Here is a 14609-nt window from a genome sequence, read left to right on the forward strand (position 1 = left end):
GGAGAACGCCGAACCCGATTATCGCACGCGCGTTCGAAAATGGGTTAGGGTGAGAGTGAGGGGGTGGGAACGTACGTACGATTTTGCTGCGGGAGGTGAGGCGGCGCATGCCGGGGTTCACGCATCTGCACACCGCGTCGGGCTTCTCCCTGCGCTACGGCGCCTCGCACCCCGCCCGCCTCGCCGGGCGCGCCGCCGAGCGCGGCATGGACGCCCTCGCCCTGACCGACCGCGACACCGTCGCGGGCGTGGTCCGCTTCGCCAAGGCCTGCGAGCAGGAGGGGATCCGTCCGCTCTTCGGCGTGGACCTCGGGTACGAGCCCTTCCTGGCCCCGGTCGCGCATGACGCCCCCCGGGCCGGGGCCCGGCCCGCGGGCCGGACCGGGTTCGCGAGCGCCGGAGCGGTCGGTGGCGGGGCCGCGGTCGGCGGCGGGGTCAGTTCCGCGCGGCGGGTGCCCGTGCGCGGCGGTGCCTTCGTCGACGAGTCCGCGCCCCGCGCCGTCTTCCTCGCCCGCTCCCGGACCGGCTGGGCCGAGCTCTGCGCGCTCGTCACCGCCGCCCACGCCCGCGCGGGGGAGGGACAGCCCGTGCTGCCCCGGTCCGCGCACCACGGCGACGGGCTCTTCGTCCTGCTCGGCCCCGGCTCCGACGTCGGCCGCGCCCTCGCCGCGGGCCGCCCCGACCGGGCCGAACGGCTCCTCGCGCCCTGGCGCGAGCGGTACGGCGACGCCCTGTGCCTGGAGGTCGTGCACCACGGGCGCACCGGCACCGGGCCCGGCTCGCTGCGGCACGCCGCCCGCACCGTCGGCTTCGCCGCCGAGCAGGGCGTGCGGCCCGTGCTCGGCAACGAGGTGCGGTACGCCGACCCCGGCCAGGGCCCGGTCGCCGACGTGCTCGACGCCGCCCGCCGCCTCGTGCCCGTCGACCCCCGCGCCGGACTCGACAGCGGCGAGGCCTGGCTCAAGGACGCGGACGCCATGCTGGGCGCCGCCGAGCGGGTCGTGGAGGCCGCCGGCTTCCGTCGGGACGCCGCCCACCGGCTCCTGGAGCGCACCGAGAGCGTCGCCGCGGCCTGCCGGGTCGACCCCGAGGACGACCTCGGCATGGGCTCGGCGCACTTCCCGGAGCCGTACCTGGTCGGCGCCGCCCACCGCACCGCCCAGCGGGTGCTCGCCTCCCGGGCCGCCGCCGGCATGGTCCGCAAGGGCTACGACCGGCGCCCCGGCCGGCACGCCTACTGGGACCGGATGCACCGCGAGCTCGACGTCATCGCCCACCACGGCTTCGCCACCTACTTCCTGACGGTCGCGCAGGTCGTCGAGGACGTACGGGGCATGGGCATCCGGGTGGCCGCCCGCGGCTCCGGCGCCGGCTCCCTCGTCAACCACCTCCTCGGCATCGCCCACGCCGACCCCGTCGAGCACGGCCTGCTGATGGAGCGCTTCCTGTCCAAGCGCCGCACCGCGCTGCCCGACATCGACATCGACGTGGAGTCCGCCCGCCGCCTGGAGGTCTACCGGGCCATCCTCGACCGCTTCGGCGCCGAGCGGGTCGCCGCCGTCGCCATGCCCGAGACCTACCGGGTCCGCCACGCGGTACGGGACGTGGGCGCCGCCCTGTCCATGGACCCGGCCGAGATCGACCGGATCGCCAAGGCCTTCCCGCACATCCGTGCCCGGGACGCCCGCGCCGCCCTCGACGAACTGCCCGAACTGCGCGGCCTCAAAGGGGAGCTGGAGCGGACGGCGGGACACGAGCGCTTCTGGGAACTGGTCGAGGCGCTCGACGCGCTGCCCCGCGGGATCGCCATGCACCCGTGCGGGGTGCTCCTCTCCGACGCCTCGCTGCTTGCCCGTACCCCCGTCGTCCCCACCGCCGGAGAGATCCCCGCGGGACCCGGAGGCGCGGGACCCTCGCCCATGCCCATGGCGCAGTTCGACAAGGAGGACGTGGAGGACCTCGGGCTGCTCAAGCTCGACGTCCTCGGGGTGCGGATGCAGTCCGCGATGGCGCACGCCGTCGCCGAGGTCGAGCGTGCCACCGGCACCCGGCCGGACGTCGACGCCATCCCGCCGGGCGACCCCGACACGTACCGGCTCATCCGCTCCACCGAGACCCTCGGCTGCTTCCAGATCGAGTCCCCGGGCCAGCGCGACCTGGTCGGCCGGCTCCAGCCCGAGAACTTCCACGACCTCGTCGTCGACATCTCGCTCTTCCGGCCCGGACCGGTCGCCGCCGACATGGTCCGCCCGTTCATCGAGGCCCGGCACGGCCGCGCCCCGGTCCGCTACCCGCACCCCGACCTGGCGGACGCGCTGAAGGAGACCTACGGCGTCGTCGTCTTCCACGAACAGATCATCAAGATCGTGAGCATCATGACCGGCTGCGGCCGCGACGAGGCCGACCAGGTGCGCCGCGGGCTCTCCCATCCCGAGTCGCAGGGCCGCATCAAGGCCTGGTTCGCCGAACGGGCGCGGCGGCAGGGGTACGAGGACGAGGTCGTCGCCCGCACCTGGGAGATCGTCGAGGCCTTCGGCTCGTACGGCTTCTGCAAGGCGCACGCGGTGGCCTTCGCCGTACCGACCTACCAGTCGGCCTGGCTCAAGGCGCACCACCCGGCCGCCTTCTACGCCGGGCTGCTCACCCACGACCCCGGCATGTACCCGAAGCGGCTGCTGCTCGCGGACGCCCGGCGGCGCGGGGTGCCCGTGCTGCCGCTGGACGTGAACCGGTCGGCGGCCGCCCACCGTATCGAACTGGTGTCCGGTAAAGCGGATATGGCTCCGGTGTGGGGGCTCCGGCTCGGCCTCGCCGACGTCCACGGCATCAGCGAGGCCGAGAGCGGCCGGATCGAGGCCGGACAGCCCTACGCCTCCCTGCTCGACTTCTGGGAACGGGCCCGCCCGCGCAAGCCGGTCGCCGAACGGCTCGCCCAGGTCGGCGCGCTCGACGCCTTCGGCGCCAACCGCCGCGACCTGCTGCTGCATCTGACCGAACTCCACCGCGTCCAGCGCGGCGCCGCCTCCTACGGCGGGCAGCTCCCGCTCGCCCGGGGCCGCAGGACCGCCCCCGTCGGCCTGCCCGACCTCGACGAGACCGAACGGCTCAGCGCCGAACTCGGCATCCTCGGCATGGACGCCTCCCGCCATCTCATGGGCGACCACCAGGCCTTCCTGCGCGAACTCGGTGTGGTCTCCGCGCAGCGGCTGCGCTCCGCCCGGCACGGCCAGACCGTCCTGGTCGCCGGCGCCAAGGCGGCCACCCAGACCCCGCCCATCCGCTCCGGCAAGCGGGTCATCTTCACCACCCTCGACGACGGCACCGGACTGGTCGACCTCGCCTTCTTCGACGACTCGCACGAGCGCTGCGCCCACACCGTCTTCCACTCCTGGCTGCTGCTCGTCCGGGGCGTGGTGCAGCGGCGCGGTCCGCGCAGCCTCAGCGTGGTCGGCGCCGCCGCGTGGAACCTGGCCGAGCTGGCCGAACTGCGGGCGAGCGGGGGCCTGGAGGCGGTGGGGGAGCGGCTCTCGGAAGAGCCCGTTCCGGTGGCGGGCGAGGCCGACACCGGCCGCCGGATCACGATGTCCACCGGTTACGCGATGAACCCCTGGGCCGACCTCCGGCCGGCCGGGGAAGGCGCCGCGACGCCGTCGCGGAAGCTGTGGCACAGCAGTCCGGGGAGCGCGGGATGATCCTCTGCGTACGGTTCCGGCTTGAGCCGGCGGGGGAGGTGATGCTTCCCCGGCTGCTCGACCTGCTCGGGGAGTTCACCCCGCTCGTCGAGGCCGCCCCGCCCGACGGGGCGCTCGCCGACGTGCGCGGCGCGCTGCGCTACTTCGGCTGGAGCGCGGCCCGACTCGGCTCGGTGATCCGGGTGAGAGCACTCGCCCTGTACGGCGTCGACTGCGTCATCGGCGCGGGACCCAACCCGATGCTGGCCCGGATGGCGGCCCGCGAGGCCCGGCACGGCGTCACCCTGGTCGTCGAGGACCCGGCGGCCTTCCTGCGGGACCGGCCGGTGGCCGCCCTCGACGGAGTGGGCCGCGCCACCGCCCGTACCCTCTGCGGCTACGGGCTCGACTCCGCCGGCCGGGTCGCCGACGCGCCGCTCGCCGTGCTCCAGCGGCTGATCGGCGCGAAGGCCGGCCGCGAGGTGTGGGAACGGGCCCGCGGCGTCGACCGCACCCCGGTCGTCCCCGGCGAGATCTCACGCTCCATGGCCGCCGAACGCTCCTTCCCGTACGACGAGTTGGACCCCGGCGAGCACCGCAGGGCACTGCTCTCGCTCACCGAGGAACTGGGCGCCCGGATGCGCACCGAGCAGCAGGTGTGCCGCTCCCTGACGGTCACCGTCCGCTACGCCGACCGCACCACGTCGACCCGCACCCGCACCCTGCGCGAACCCACCGCCCACTCGGCGGACCTCAGCGCGCTCGCGTACGCGATCCACGCCTCGTTCGGCCTCCAGCGCGCCCGCGTCCGGGCCGTCGCCCTGCGCGCCGAGGGCCTGTCCCCGGCCGAGTCCGCCGCCCACCAGCTCACCTTCGACCCGGCCGACGACAAGGCCCGCCGCATCGAGGCGGTCGCGGACCGGGCCCGCGCGAAGTACGGCCCGAGGGCGGTGCTGCCGGGGTCGCTCGCGGCATGAGCCCGCGTCAGTACGACCGTGTCAGCACGAGGGTGTAGGCGACACGGGACTTTTTACCGACGCGTAACTTCCCACCACGGCTACCCGTCCGTAACTTGGCGGAAAGCGCACATCCCCACTTGTGGTCCGGACCGCAGGGCGTAGCACCCCCCATTCCCCTTGAGCCGCAAGGAGATCGCCCGATGCTGCCCTGGAAGCCGTCCCGGAGACCGTCCTGGAAGCACATCGCAAGAGCGCTGTCCGTCCTGCTCCTCACCGCCGCCGCCATCCTCGTCCCCGGCGCCACCGCTCAGGCCGACGCCCCCAGCCGGGGCTGGAACGACTTCACCTGCAAGCCGTCCGCCGCCCACCCCCGCCCCGTCGTCCTGGTGCACGGCACCTTCGGCAACTCCATCGACAACTGGCTGGGACTCGCCCCCTATCTGGTCGACCGGGGCTACTGCGTCTTCTCGCTCGACTACGGGCAGCTGCCCGGCGTGCCGCTGTTCTTCGGCCTCGGCCCCATCGACCAGTCCGCCGGCCAGCTCGACGCGTACGTCGACCGGGTCCTCGCCGCCACCAGCGCCGCCGAGGCCGACCTCGTCGGGCACTCGCAGGGCGGCATGATGCCGCGCTACTACCTCAAGTTCCTCGGCGGCGCCGACAAGGTGAACGCCCTCGTCGGCATCGCCCCGGACAACCACGGCACCACCCTCGGCGGGCTCACCCAGCTCCTGCCGTACTTCCCCGGCGCCCAGGACCTGCTGACCACCGCGACCCCGGGCCTCGCCGACCAGATCGCCGGCTCGGCGTTCATGACCAAGCTCAACGCGGGCGGCGACACCGTGCCCGGCGTGCGGTACACGGTGATCGCCACCAAGTACGACGAGGTCGTCACCCCGTACCAGTCGGGCTGGCTGTCCGGCCCGAACGTCAGCAACGTGCTGCTCCAGGACCGGTGCGCGCTCGACCTGTCCGAGCACGTGGCCATCGGCACGGTGGACCGGATCGTCTTCCACGAGGTGAACAACGCCCTCGACCCGGCCCACGCGACCGCGACGACCTGCGCCTCGGTCTTCTCGTAGCCGCGCACTCTCACCCGGGGACCGGCGGGCGCCGCCCGCCGGTCCCCCGCAACTCGCCCCCAAAGGGGTGAGTTTCGGACATCTGGCAACGCGATCCGGTATCCCTGGCGGGCAGCCTCACCACCCCGAAGGGACCCCCCACCCATGCGCCTCCGCCTCACCGCCCTCACCGCGCTCGCCGCCGGCGCCCTCCTCGCCCTCGGCGCCGCGACCGCCACCGCCACCGCCGCCGGCCCGGCCCACGCCGCGCCCGTCGACGCCCTCGCCGTCGACGCGTACGGCACGGCCGCCGAGGACGGCACCGTCACCCTGACCGGCAGCTACCGCTGCGCCGACGACAGCGCGGGCCCGGTCTTCGTCAGCTCCACGCTGGTCCAGGCGAACCGTTCCACCGGCATCGGCGGCACCCGCGCCGTCTGCGACGGCCTGGTGCACCGATGGACCAACAGCGCCGTGGTGAAGGACCCCGGCTACCGGACCGGTTCGGCGCACGTGGAGGCCACGCTGATGCAGCTCACCGCCACCGGCCCGCTCGGCCTGCCGATGCCCGCCTTCCTGGCGCAGACCGGCCAGGACGTCACCCTGCGCTGAGCCCCGGCGGGACATCGCCCTCCAGCAGTCCGCGCAGCCCGTCGCGCCCCAGGGCGGCCAGTTCGTCCAGGGCGCGTACGGCCCGGCCGGCCGCCTCCGGGTCGGACGCGGCCAGGCCGCTCGCCGCGAACTCGTCCTCGTCGAGCCGCAGCACCTCGCGCCCGTCGCCCGACACCCACAGATCGAGGTCCAGGTCCTCGACGACCACGGAGGCCCCGTCCGCGGCCACCACGGCGGGCCGGGTCACATCGCAGTACCAGCCCTTGAGCGTGCCGTCGCCCGCCCGGACCTCCTTCACCGCGTACCACCTGTCCCGCCAGTAGTGCTCGGTGAAGACGTCGCCCGGCTCGAAGCGCACGAAGCCGAAGTCCCGTACGCCCGGCGCGGCCCAGGGCGCGCGCACGGTCAGCCGGACCCCGTCGTCGGCGAGCAGCACCGCCGGATACCGGATCTTGGTCCGGCCCCCCTTCACCAGGGCGATCTCAACCTCGGCCGAGCCGGCGGACATGACGGGTCTCCTTCGCGCAGATCTCGTAGCCGAACCATCGGTTGACGGCCAGCATGGGGGCGTTCCCGGTGTCGTTGCCGGTGAAGGCCTCGGTGCAGCCGGCCGCCCGGGCGCGGTGCAGCGCCGCGTTCTTCACCAGCTTGGCGAGGCCCCGGCCGCGGTGGTCCGGCGCGGTGCCGGTCATGCCGGAGCCGTAGCGCCCGGTGCCGTCGGTGAGGGCCGCGCTGAACGCGACCGGCCGCCCGTCGGCCACGGCGACCGTGGTCAGCGCGTGGTTCTGCAGCGGGTGCTCCCAGGTGGTGGCCAGCCAGTGCGCGTAGTCGTCGAGTTCGGCGGGCACGTCGCCCGGCTCGTCGGCCGTGGTGAGCGCGTCGAGCTCGAACAGCGGGCGCGGATCGGCGGCGTAGTCGGCCGCCGTGCGCAGCTCCACCCCCGGCGGCGCCTCCTGGAGCGGCGGCAGCTCGGCCGTCGTCAGGTTGAGCCGCAGGAAGAAGGCGGAGCGGCTCCCGGCGTAGCCGTGCCGCTCGGCGAAGGCGCGGTTCACCGGCTCGTCGAGCACCCAGCTGTAGAGGGTGGTCGCCCCGGCCCGCGCGAGATGCTCCTCGGCGGCGCGCAGCAGCAGCGTCCCGGCGCCGAGCCGGCGGTGCTCGGGGTGGACGTAGACGTTGACGTCGCCGACGCCGGGCTCGGGCGACTCGTGGGCCAGCGACACCTGCGCGGTGCCCACGACCTGTCCGTCGACCTCGGCGATCAGCGGCCGGGCGTGCGCGTCGGGATGGGCGTGCGCCCAGTCGTGGGCGACCTGCCGACCGGTCGCGAGCAGGAAGGGCAGCGCGGCGCGCCGGACCCGGGCGAAGGCCTCGGCGTCCTCGGGGACCGAGGGCCGTACATCGCGGACGATCACAGTCATGTCACCGCACGCTATGCGGCGTGCGGTTCCGGCCGCCTCCCATTTTCCGGCGGGCGGGGTGCAGAATCAGGCGGGTGACGCTTCGAATCAGCGTGGACACCCGTGCCACCACCGCTCCGTACGAACAACTGCGCGCCCAGATCTCGGAGAGCGCCCGCTCGGGCGAACTGCCCGTCGGTTACAAGCTCCCGACGGTGCGCGGTCTCGCGGAGGACCTGGGCCTCGCGGCGAACACGGTCGCCAAGGCGTACAAGGCGCTTGAGGCGGACGGTGTGATCGAGACCCGCGGCCGCAACGGCACCTTCGTGGCCGCCGCCTCGGACGCGGCCTCCAGACTCGCCGCCACGGCCGCCGCGGCCTATGCGACGGAGGCCCACCGTCTTGGCCTCAGCCACGAGGCGGCGGGTGCGGCGGTGCGGGACGCGCTGCGGGCCGCGTACGACGAGTAGACGTCCTACAGGCGTCCTACAGGTACAGGCCCGCGTTCGCCGTCCGCGGCTCCGGCAGGCCCGGCGCGTTCGTGCCGCGCCGCAGTGCGAACAGCTCGGCCAGGGTGGCGCCGTCGCGCCCGACGCCGTCCTCGCGGCCGAGCCAGCGCACCGCCTCGGACCGGGTGAGCGGGCCGACCTCGACCCGGGCGAGGCAGCGGCCCGGCCGCACCACGGCGGGGTGGAGGCGCTCCAGGTCCTCGTTGGTGGTGACGGCGACGAGGACGTTGCGCCCCTGGCCGAGCAGTCCGTCGGTGAGGTTGAGCAGCCGGGAGAGGGCCTGCCCCGCGGTGTGCTTGGCCTCGCCGCGGATCAGCTCGTCGCAGTCCTCCAGGAGCAGCAGCCGCCAGCGGCCCTTGGCGGTGCCCTCGTCCTCGCCGATGGCGATGTCCATGAGATAGCCGACGTCGCTGAACAGGCGCTCGGGGTCGAGCACGCAGTCGACCTGGCACCAGTCGCGCCAGGACCGGGCGAGGGTGCGCAGCGCGGAGGTCTTGCCGGTGCCGGGCGGGCCGTGCAGGAGCAGCAGCCGGCCCGCGATGTCCTCGGGCCTGACGGCCATCAGCCGGTCCATCGACTCGGCGACCGGCGCGGTGTAGTTGGGGCGGATCTCCTCCCAGGTCCCGGCGTCGATCTGCCGGGTGGTGCGGTGCGGGCCGCGCCGGGGCGACACGTACCAGAAGCCCATCGGGACGTTCTCCGGCTGCGGCTCCGGCTCGTCCTTCGCGCCGTCCGTGGCCTCCTTGAGCACCCGTTCGGCGAGCTCGGGGTCGGTCGCGGTGACCGTGACGTCCGCGCCGCGGCTCCAGCGGGAGACGAGCACGGTCCAGCCCTCGCCCTCGGCGAGCACGGCGCTGCGGTCGTCGTCCTTGGCGGCCCGCACCACCCGTGCGCCGGCGGGCAGCAGGGTCGCGGCCGGCTTCACGCGGTCCAGGCTGGTGCTGTGCGAGTGGGGCTGCTCCCCGGTGGTGAAGCGGCCGAGGAACAGCGCGTCGATGACATCGATCGGTGAGTCGTCGTCATCGACGTGCAGCCGGAGGGGAAGTGCCCGTTCGGGCGGGGCGGGCGGTGCGGACGGGGAGGACGGGGACGGCGCAGACATGGCGCCCATGATCCGGCAACCGGGCATTCCGTGCACGGGGTTTTGAACAGGACGAACGGCAGGGTGAACGGCAGGGCGGACGACGGGACGAAGGGCGGGACGAACGGCCGGGTGGGTCCACTCCGTCAGTTGGCTTGATCTGATGGGTTTCTGGAGTGTTTCCGAGGGGTTTCAACGCGCGTTCATCACCAGTTTTGACATGAACACTTCCGGTCGGCCGGATCCGCTGCTACTACCTGGTAACGCAGAGATCCTGCTACAGGGAGGTTCCATGAAACTGTCCCGTTTTACGGCCTTCTCGTCCTCGCTGCTCCTCGGCGCCGTCCTCGCCCTCACCGGGGCCGGGGTCGCACAGGCCGCCGAGACCGCCGCGGTGGACTACGTGGCCCTGGGCGACTCGTACTCCTCCGGTGTCGGAGCCGGGAGTTACGACAGCGCCAGCGGCGACTGCAAGCGCTCGACCAAGGCCTATCCGGTCCTCTGGAAGAACGCCAACGCGCCGTCGTCCTTCGCTTTCACGGCCTGCTCGGGCGCCCGAACGGGTGATGTCACGGCGAATCAGCTCGGACCGCTCAACACCGGTACCGACCTGGTCTCGATCACGATCGGCGGCAACGACGCCGGTTTCGCCGACGTCATGACCACCTGTGTCCTGCAGTCCGAGGCGACCTGTATCAACCGAGTGAATCAAGCCAAGAGCTACGTCGACACGACCCTGCCGGGCAAGCTCGACTCGGTCTACAACGCCATCAGGAACAAGGCGCCCAACGCCCGCGTGGTGGTGCTCGGGTACCCGCGCTTCTACCAGCTCAACGGCACCTGCATCGCCGGCCTGAGCGAGAACGAGCGCCGTGCCATCAACGACGCCTCCGACTACCTCAACGCCGCCACCGCGAAGCGCGCCGCGAACCACGGCTTCCCCTTCGCCAGCGTCGTCCCCGCCTTCACCGGACACGAGATCTGCTCCGGCTCGGCCTGGCTCCACAGCGTCAACTGGCTGAACATCGGCGAGTCGTACCACCCGACCGCCGCCGGCCAGTCGGGCGGCTACCTGCCGACCTTCAACGGCGCTGCGTAACCGTACCCGTACCCGCACCAGCAGCCGTATCCCCGCCCGGCGTACCGCCGGGACCGGGAGCACCGCCCGGGGAGGCGGTCCCGCCCGAAGGCGTCGCCGTGCCCGTCGACGCCGACGGCGAGGCCGTCTCCTCACAGCTCACCGTGAACGCCACCCAGTTCGACTGCCGTGCGACCGGCTCCCGCACCTCCAGCCGGATCCGGTCGCTCACCTGCGCCCCCGCCGGATAGTCCGCCTGCGTCCGGTCCAGCTGCCGCTCCGTCGGCCCGCCCTCGGGGAAGTCCAGGGTCCGCCAGGCCGCGTCCTGCTTCTCGCCGCTCTCCGTCGCCCAGCGGTACGACACGGTCGCCGGCGTCCGGTCCACCGTCACCACCCCCGTGAACGCGGGCGCCGCGTCCGCCGCCGGCGGACACGCCCCCGTATACGCGTCGCGCACCGCCCGTACGCTCACGATCACGGACACCGGGGGAGTGGTCGTCGCGCTCGGCGAGGTGGTGCTCGGCTCCGCCGACGTCGAGGGCGAGGCCGTGGCCGGCTCCGTCGTCGCGCTCGTGGTCACCGTCGGCACCGGAGGCGTCCCGTCCGTGCCCGTGTCCGAGTCGCGCAGCACCGCGTACGTGAGGCCGCCCGCCACCAGGAGCAGCGCGGCGATCCCGGCCACCAGGCCCCACCGCCGGCGCGGCCCCGGCTCCGGTTCGGGCTCCGGTTCCGGCCCCACCGGCATCGGGGTGGTCGGCCCGGTCCCGCCCGGACCACCCGCTCCGCCCGTTCCGCCCGGGCCCTCCTGGACTCCGGCCGGGAACGGCGCGTACGCCCCCGCCGGCGGCGGCTCCGTGCGCGGCGCGCCGCCCGCGCCGACGATCCGCAGCTGGTCCTCCGCCGCCTCGGCGGAGAGCCGCCGCGCAGGGTCCTTGCGCAGCAGCCCCTCGATCACCGGCGCCAGCGGGCCCGCGTGCACGGGCGGCGCGGGCTCCTCGTCCACCACCGTGCGCAGGGTGTCGAGCGGCGTCTCGCGGCGGAACGGCGACACACCCTCCACCGCCGCGTAGAGCAGCACACCGAGCGACCACATGTCGGCCGCGGTCCCCGGTGTGCGCCCCAGCGCCCGCTCGGGCGCGAGGTACTCGGGCGAGCCGATCAGCTCGCCGGTCATGGTCAGCGGCGAGACGCCCTCCACGGCGGCGATCCCGAAGTCGGTGAGCACCACCCGCCCGTCGTTGGCGAGCAGCACGTTCGCCGGCTTCACGTCCCGGTGCAGCACCCCCGCCGCGTGCGCCGCCCGCAGCGCCGCGCACACCTCGGCGCCCACATGCGCCGCCCGGCGCGGCGGCAGCGGCCCCTCGGCCTCCAGGGTCTCGGCGAGCGTCAGCCCGCGGACCAGCTCCATCACGATCCACGGACGGTCGTCGTCGAGCGCCACGTCATAGACGGTGACGACATTGCGGTGGGTGATCCGCGCGGCGGACCGGGCCTCGCGCTCCAGACGCGCGAACAGCCGCTCGCGGTCCTCGGCCGGCAGACCGGCCGGGGCGCGCACCTCCTTGACCGCCACCTCGCGCCCCAGGACCTCGTCCCGGGCGCGCCAGACGGTGCCCATCCCGCCCTCGCCGAGCACGTCGAGCAGCCGGTAACGACCCGCGATGACCGTCATCACTCCACGGTAGCGGAGGGCCGGGGGATTTGGTGGCGGAGATCACACGGGGTTGACGGGCTGCAGGTGGGGGCCGGGCGTGCAGGATGGTTCGTGACGGTTCGACAGGTGTTCGATCCCAGTCCAACTCGCCCTGGAACCAGACGGATTCGGACAGTGATCGTCAACCCCCGTACATGAGCGGTGAATCCTGCGGCCGGAATACACGGGTGTCGTAGCGGGGCGATAGGGTTAACCTGCCCGGGCCGGGTGCCCTCGTACGGGTGGGGAGTGACATGGAACAGATAGCAATGCGCAGCAGGCCGCGTGTGCCTGCCATCACCTGCGGGAGCAGCGCGACGAGTTCGCGCCTCGACCGCCATCTCGCGGTGCTCGGCGGTCCCGCCATACCGCAGCGTGAGGCGGCCGAGGCGACGCTGCTCATGCGGGAGCTGACGACACGTACGCGTGAGGTGCCGGTGCAGGGCCACCGCAGCCGCAGCGCGCGGGTCTCGCTCTTCGCCCCGCTGCGCCGACTGCGCCGCTCGCTCTTCGGCAACCACCACTGACCGCCCGCCACCACTGACAGGCCGGCCGGGCCGGGCTCCCGCGTACCCCGACGCATCGCTCCCGCCCGCACCCGCTCGGCCCACGGCCCGACTCCGACCCGTCGCCGGACGTGTCCCCGCCCGTCCGGCGCCTCTCCCTACCCGCCCGCTGACCGCTGAACGCCGACTGTTGTCCGTACGGCCGTCCCGGCTCGGCCGCCCGGTCGCTCAGCCGCGCGTGTAGCGCCTGACCGCCGCCGGTGCGCACAGCGCGATCAGGGCCAGCGACCAGATCAGCGCTCCGGCCACGGGGTGCGTCACCGGCCAGGCCGCGCCGTCGTGCGCGGGTACCGGTGTGTTGCCGGACAACTCACGGACCGCGGTCGTCACCGCCGAGATCGGGTTCCACTCCGCGATCGTGCGCAGCCAGCCCGGCATGCCCTCGGTCGGTAGATACGCGTTGGAGAGCAGCGGCAGCATGAAGGTCGCGCTGCCCAGCTGGCCGGCCGCCTCCTCGCTCTTCGAGGCGAGGCCGAGCAGGATGCCCACCCAGGTGGCCGCGAACCGGAAGAGCAGCAGCAGCCCGAGCGCGCCGAGCGCCGCGCCGGCCGTGCCCTCGATCCGCCAGCCCATCGCGAGCCCGACGAGCAGCAGCGGCACCGTGCCCACCGCGGTGGTGACCAGATCGGCGAGGGCCTGCCCCAACGGCACCGCCGCCCGGCTCACCGGCAGGGTGCGCAGCCGGTCCGTCACGCCCCGGTGGGTGTCCTGGGCGGCCTGGAACATGCCGGTCATCACGCCGTTCGCGGCCGTCGCCACCAACATCCCCGGCACCAGGAACGCCCGGTAGTCGGCGCCCGGCATGGCGAGCGCGCTGCCGAACACGTAACCGAAGAAGAGCAGGAAGACGATCGGCATGGTCTGTGTCATGACCGTGATCGCCGGGGCGTGCCGGATGCGCAGCAGATGGCGGCCGAGCATCGCGCTGCCGTCGTGGACGAGGGCGCTGGTGCTCATGCGGCGAACTCCTTGCGGTCGGTGAGGCGCAGGAACACCTCGTCGAGGGTGGGCGGGCGCAGTGAGGCGTCGAGGAGGGGGATGCCGGCCGCGTCGATCTCCCGGACGAGCCGGGGGAGGGTCAGGGTGGGGTCGGTGGTGACCACGCCGACCGTGCGGCGCTCGGCGTCGAGGTCCGGCAGCGAGCCGGTGAGCCGGTCGAGCACGGCCGCGGCGGCTTCGAGCGGGGCCGGTTCGGCGACCACGACCTCGGCGTGACTGCCGATCAGCGCCTTGAGTCCGGCCGGGCTGCCGCGGTGGGCGGCCCGGCCGCCGTCGACCAGGACGACCTCGTCGGCGAGCCGATCGGCCTCCTCCAGGTACTGGGTGGTGAGCAGCACGGTGGTGCCCTGGGCCGCCAACTCCCGTACGGCGTCCCAGATCCCGTTGCGGCTGTGCGGGTCGAGACCGGTGGTCGGCTCGTCGAGGAAGAGCACCTTCGGCGGCACGATCAGGCTCGCGGCCAGGTCGAGCCGGCGGCGCATGCCGCCGGAGTAGGTGCGGGCCGGCCGGCCGGCGGCTGCCGTGAGGCCGAAGCGCTCCAGGAGTTCGTCGGCGCGCGAGCGCGGGGCGCGCAGGAGACGGGCGAAGAGCCGCAGGTTCTCGGCGCCGGTGAGGTCGCCGTCGACGGAGGCGTACTGCCCGGTGACCGCGATCCGCTTCCGCACCCCGGCCGGGTCGCGGACCACGTCGCACCCGGCCACCCGGGCGCTGCCGCCGTCCGGCCGCACCAGCGTGGTGAGCACCCGGACCGCCGTGGTCTTCCCGGCCCCGTTCGGCCCGAGCACCCCGCAGACGGTGCCCTCGGGGACGGCGAGGTCGAGCCCGCGCAGGGCGTGGACCTCGCCGAACCGCTTCCGCAGACCCTCACTAAGTACAGCGTACGTAGTTGTTGTCATGGAGGGACCGTAGCGCATTACGTACGGTGTACGTAACCGGGTGGCGCGGTGCGGGCGGGCACGGGCAGCGCGCGGTGGCGGCGTCGT

The 14609-nt window shown here is 73.8% G+C and carries 13 protein-coding genes; 7 read left to right on the forward strand and 6 right to left on the reverse strand.

Going from position 1 to position 14609, the window contains the following annotated elements; all coding sequences use genetic code 11:
* The first annotated feature begins 107 nt into the window (after positions 1 to 107).
* From AB0C73_RS31670 to AB0C73_RS31685, 4 genes are all read left to right on the forward strand, one after another.
* Positions 108 to 3692, forward strand: a complete 3585-nt coding sequence (locus tag AB0C73_RS31670; protein ID WP_362536823.1) for a DNA polymerase III subunit alpha — start codon at positions 108 to 110, stop codon at positions 3690 to 3692.
* On the forward strand, positions 3689 to 4648 hold the full coding sequence (locus AB0C73_RS31675; protein ID WP_362536824.1) for a hypothetical protein: 960 nt from the start codon (positions 3689 to 3691) through the stop codon (positions 4646 to 4648). Before AB0C73_RS31670 ends, AB0C73_RS31675 begins: the two co-directional genes overlap by 4 nt.
* Before the next feature lie 182 nt (positions 4649 to 4830).
* Positions 4831 to 5712, forward strand: a complete 882-nt coding sequence (locus AB0C73_RS31680) for an alpha/beta fold hydrolase (RefSeq protein ID WP_362536825.1) — start codon at positions 4831 to 4833, stop codon at positions 5710 to 5712.
* Between the two features lie 144 nt (positions 5713 to 5856).
* On the forward strand, positions 5857 to 6303 hold the full coding sequence (locus AB0C73_RS31685; protein ID WP_362536826.1) for a DUF6299 family protein: 447 nt from the start codon (positions 5857 to 5859) through the stop codon (positions 6301 to 6303).
* On the opposite strand, the gene AB0C73_RS31690 is transcribed toward AB0C73_RS31685, so the two are convergent.
* Both AB0C73_RS31690 and AB0C73_RS31695 read right to left on the reverse strand, forming a co-directional pair.
* Complete coding sequence (locus tag AB0C73_RS31690) at positions 6290 to 6811, reverse strand: DUF402 domain-containing protein (protein WP_362536827.1); 522 nt, start codon at positions 6809 to 6811, stop codon at positions 6290 to 6292. The genes AB0C73_RS31685 and AB0C73_RS31690 overlap by 14 nt on opposite strands.
* Positions 6786 to 7721, reverse strand: a complete 936-nt coding sequence (locus AB0C73_RS31695; protein ID WP_362536828.1) for a GNAT family N-acetyltransferase — start codon at positions 7719 to 7721, stop codon at positions 6786 to 6788. The genes AB0C73_RS31690 and AB0C73_RS31695 overlap by 26 nt, the downstream gene beginning before the upstream one ends.
* 74 nt (positions 7722 to 7795) lie before the next feature.
* On the opposite strand from AB0C73_RS31695, the gene AB0C73_RS31700 reads away from it, so the two are divergent.
* Positions 7796 to 8170 (forward strand): GntR family transcriptional regulator, encoded by a 375-nt coding sequence (locus AB0C73_RS31700; protein ID WP_362536829.1) that lies wholly within the window; start codon positions 7796 to 7798, stop codon positions 8168 to 8170.
* A 16-nt stretch (positions 8171 to 8186) separates the two neighbouring features.
* On the opposite strand, the gene AB0C73_RS31705 is transcribed toward AB0C73_RS31700, so the two are convergent.
* Complete coding sequence (locus tag AB0C73_RS31705) at positions 8187 to 9311, reverse strand: DUF5925 domain-containing protein (protein WP_362536830.1); 1125 nt, start codon at positions 9309 to 9311, stop codon at positions 8187 to 8189.
* Between the two features lie 271 nt (positions 9312 to 9582).
* On the opposite strand from AB0C73_RS31705, the gene AB0C73_RS31710 reads away from it, so the two are divergent.
* Positions 9583 to 10389 carry an SGNH/GDSL hydrolase family protein gene (locus AB0C73_RS31710; RefSeq protein ID WP_362536831.1) on the forward strand — a complete coding sequence of 269 codons (807 nt, stop codon included), beginning with the start codon at positions 9583 to 9585 and terminating at the stop codon, positions 10387 to 10389.
* Here the strand turns inward: AB0C73_RS31710 and AB0C73_RS31715 are convergent.
* Positions 10373 to 12040: a serine/threonine-protein kinase gene (locus AB0C73_RS31715; RefSeq protein WP_362536832.1), complete on the reverse strand. Its 1668-nt coding sequence runs from the start codon at positions 12038 to 12040 to the stop codon at positions 10373 to 10375. The two genes, AB0C73_RS31710 and AB0C73_RS31715, sit on opposite strands and share 17 nt — an antisense overlap.
* Before the next feature lie 275 nt (positions 12041 to 12315).
* On the opposite strand from AB0C73_RS31715, the gene AB0C73_RS31720 reads away from it, so the two are divergent.
* Positions 12316 to 12588, forward strand: coding sequence for a hypothetical protein (locus AB0C73_RS31720; protein WP_362536833.1), 273 nt, complete (start codon positions 12316 to 12318; stop codon positions 12586 to 12588).
* A gap of 207 nt (positions 12589 to 12795) precedes the next feature.
* Here the strand turns inward: AB0C73_RS31720 and AB0C73_RS31725 are convergent, their stop codons facing one another.
* Entirely contained in the window at positions 12796 to 13584 is a 789-nt protein-coding gene (locus AB0C73_RS31725; protein WP_362536834.1) for an ABC transporter permease, read from the reverse strand.
* Complete coding sequence (locus AB0C73_RS31730) at positions 13581 to 14540, reverse strand: ATP-binding cassette domain-containing protein (protein ID WP_362536835.1); 960 nt, start codon at positions 14538 to 14540, stop codon at positions 13581 to 13583. The genes AB0C73_RS31725 and AB0C73_RS31730 overlap by 4 nt, the downstream gene beginning before the upstream one ends.
* Positions 14541 to 14609 lie beyond the last annotated feature (69 nt).

This window comes from Streptomyces sp. NPDC048623, from assembly GCF_040650755.1.
In the GTDB taxonomy this organism is placed as follows: domain Bacteria; phylum Actinomycetota; class Actinomycetes; order Streptomycetales; family Streptomycetaceae; genus Streptomyces.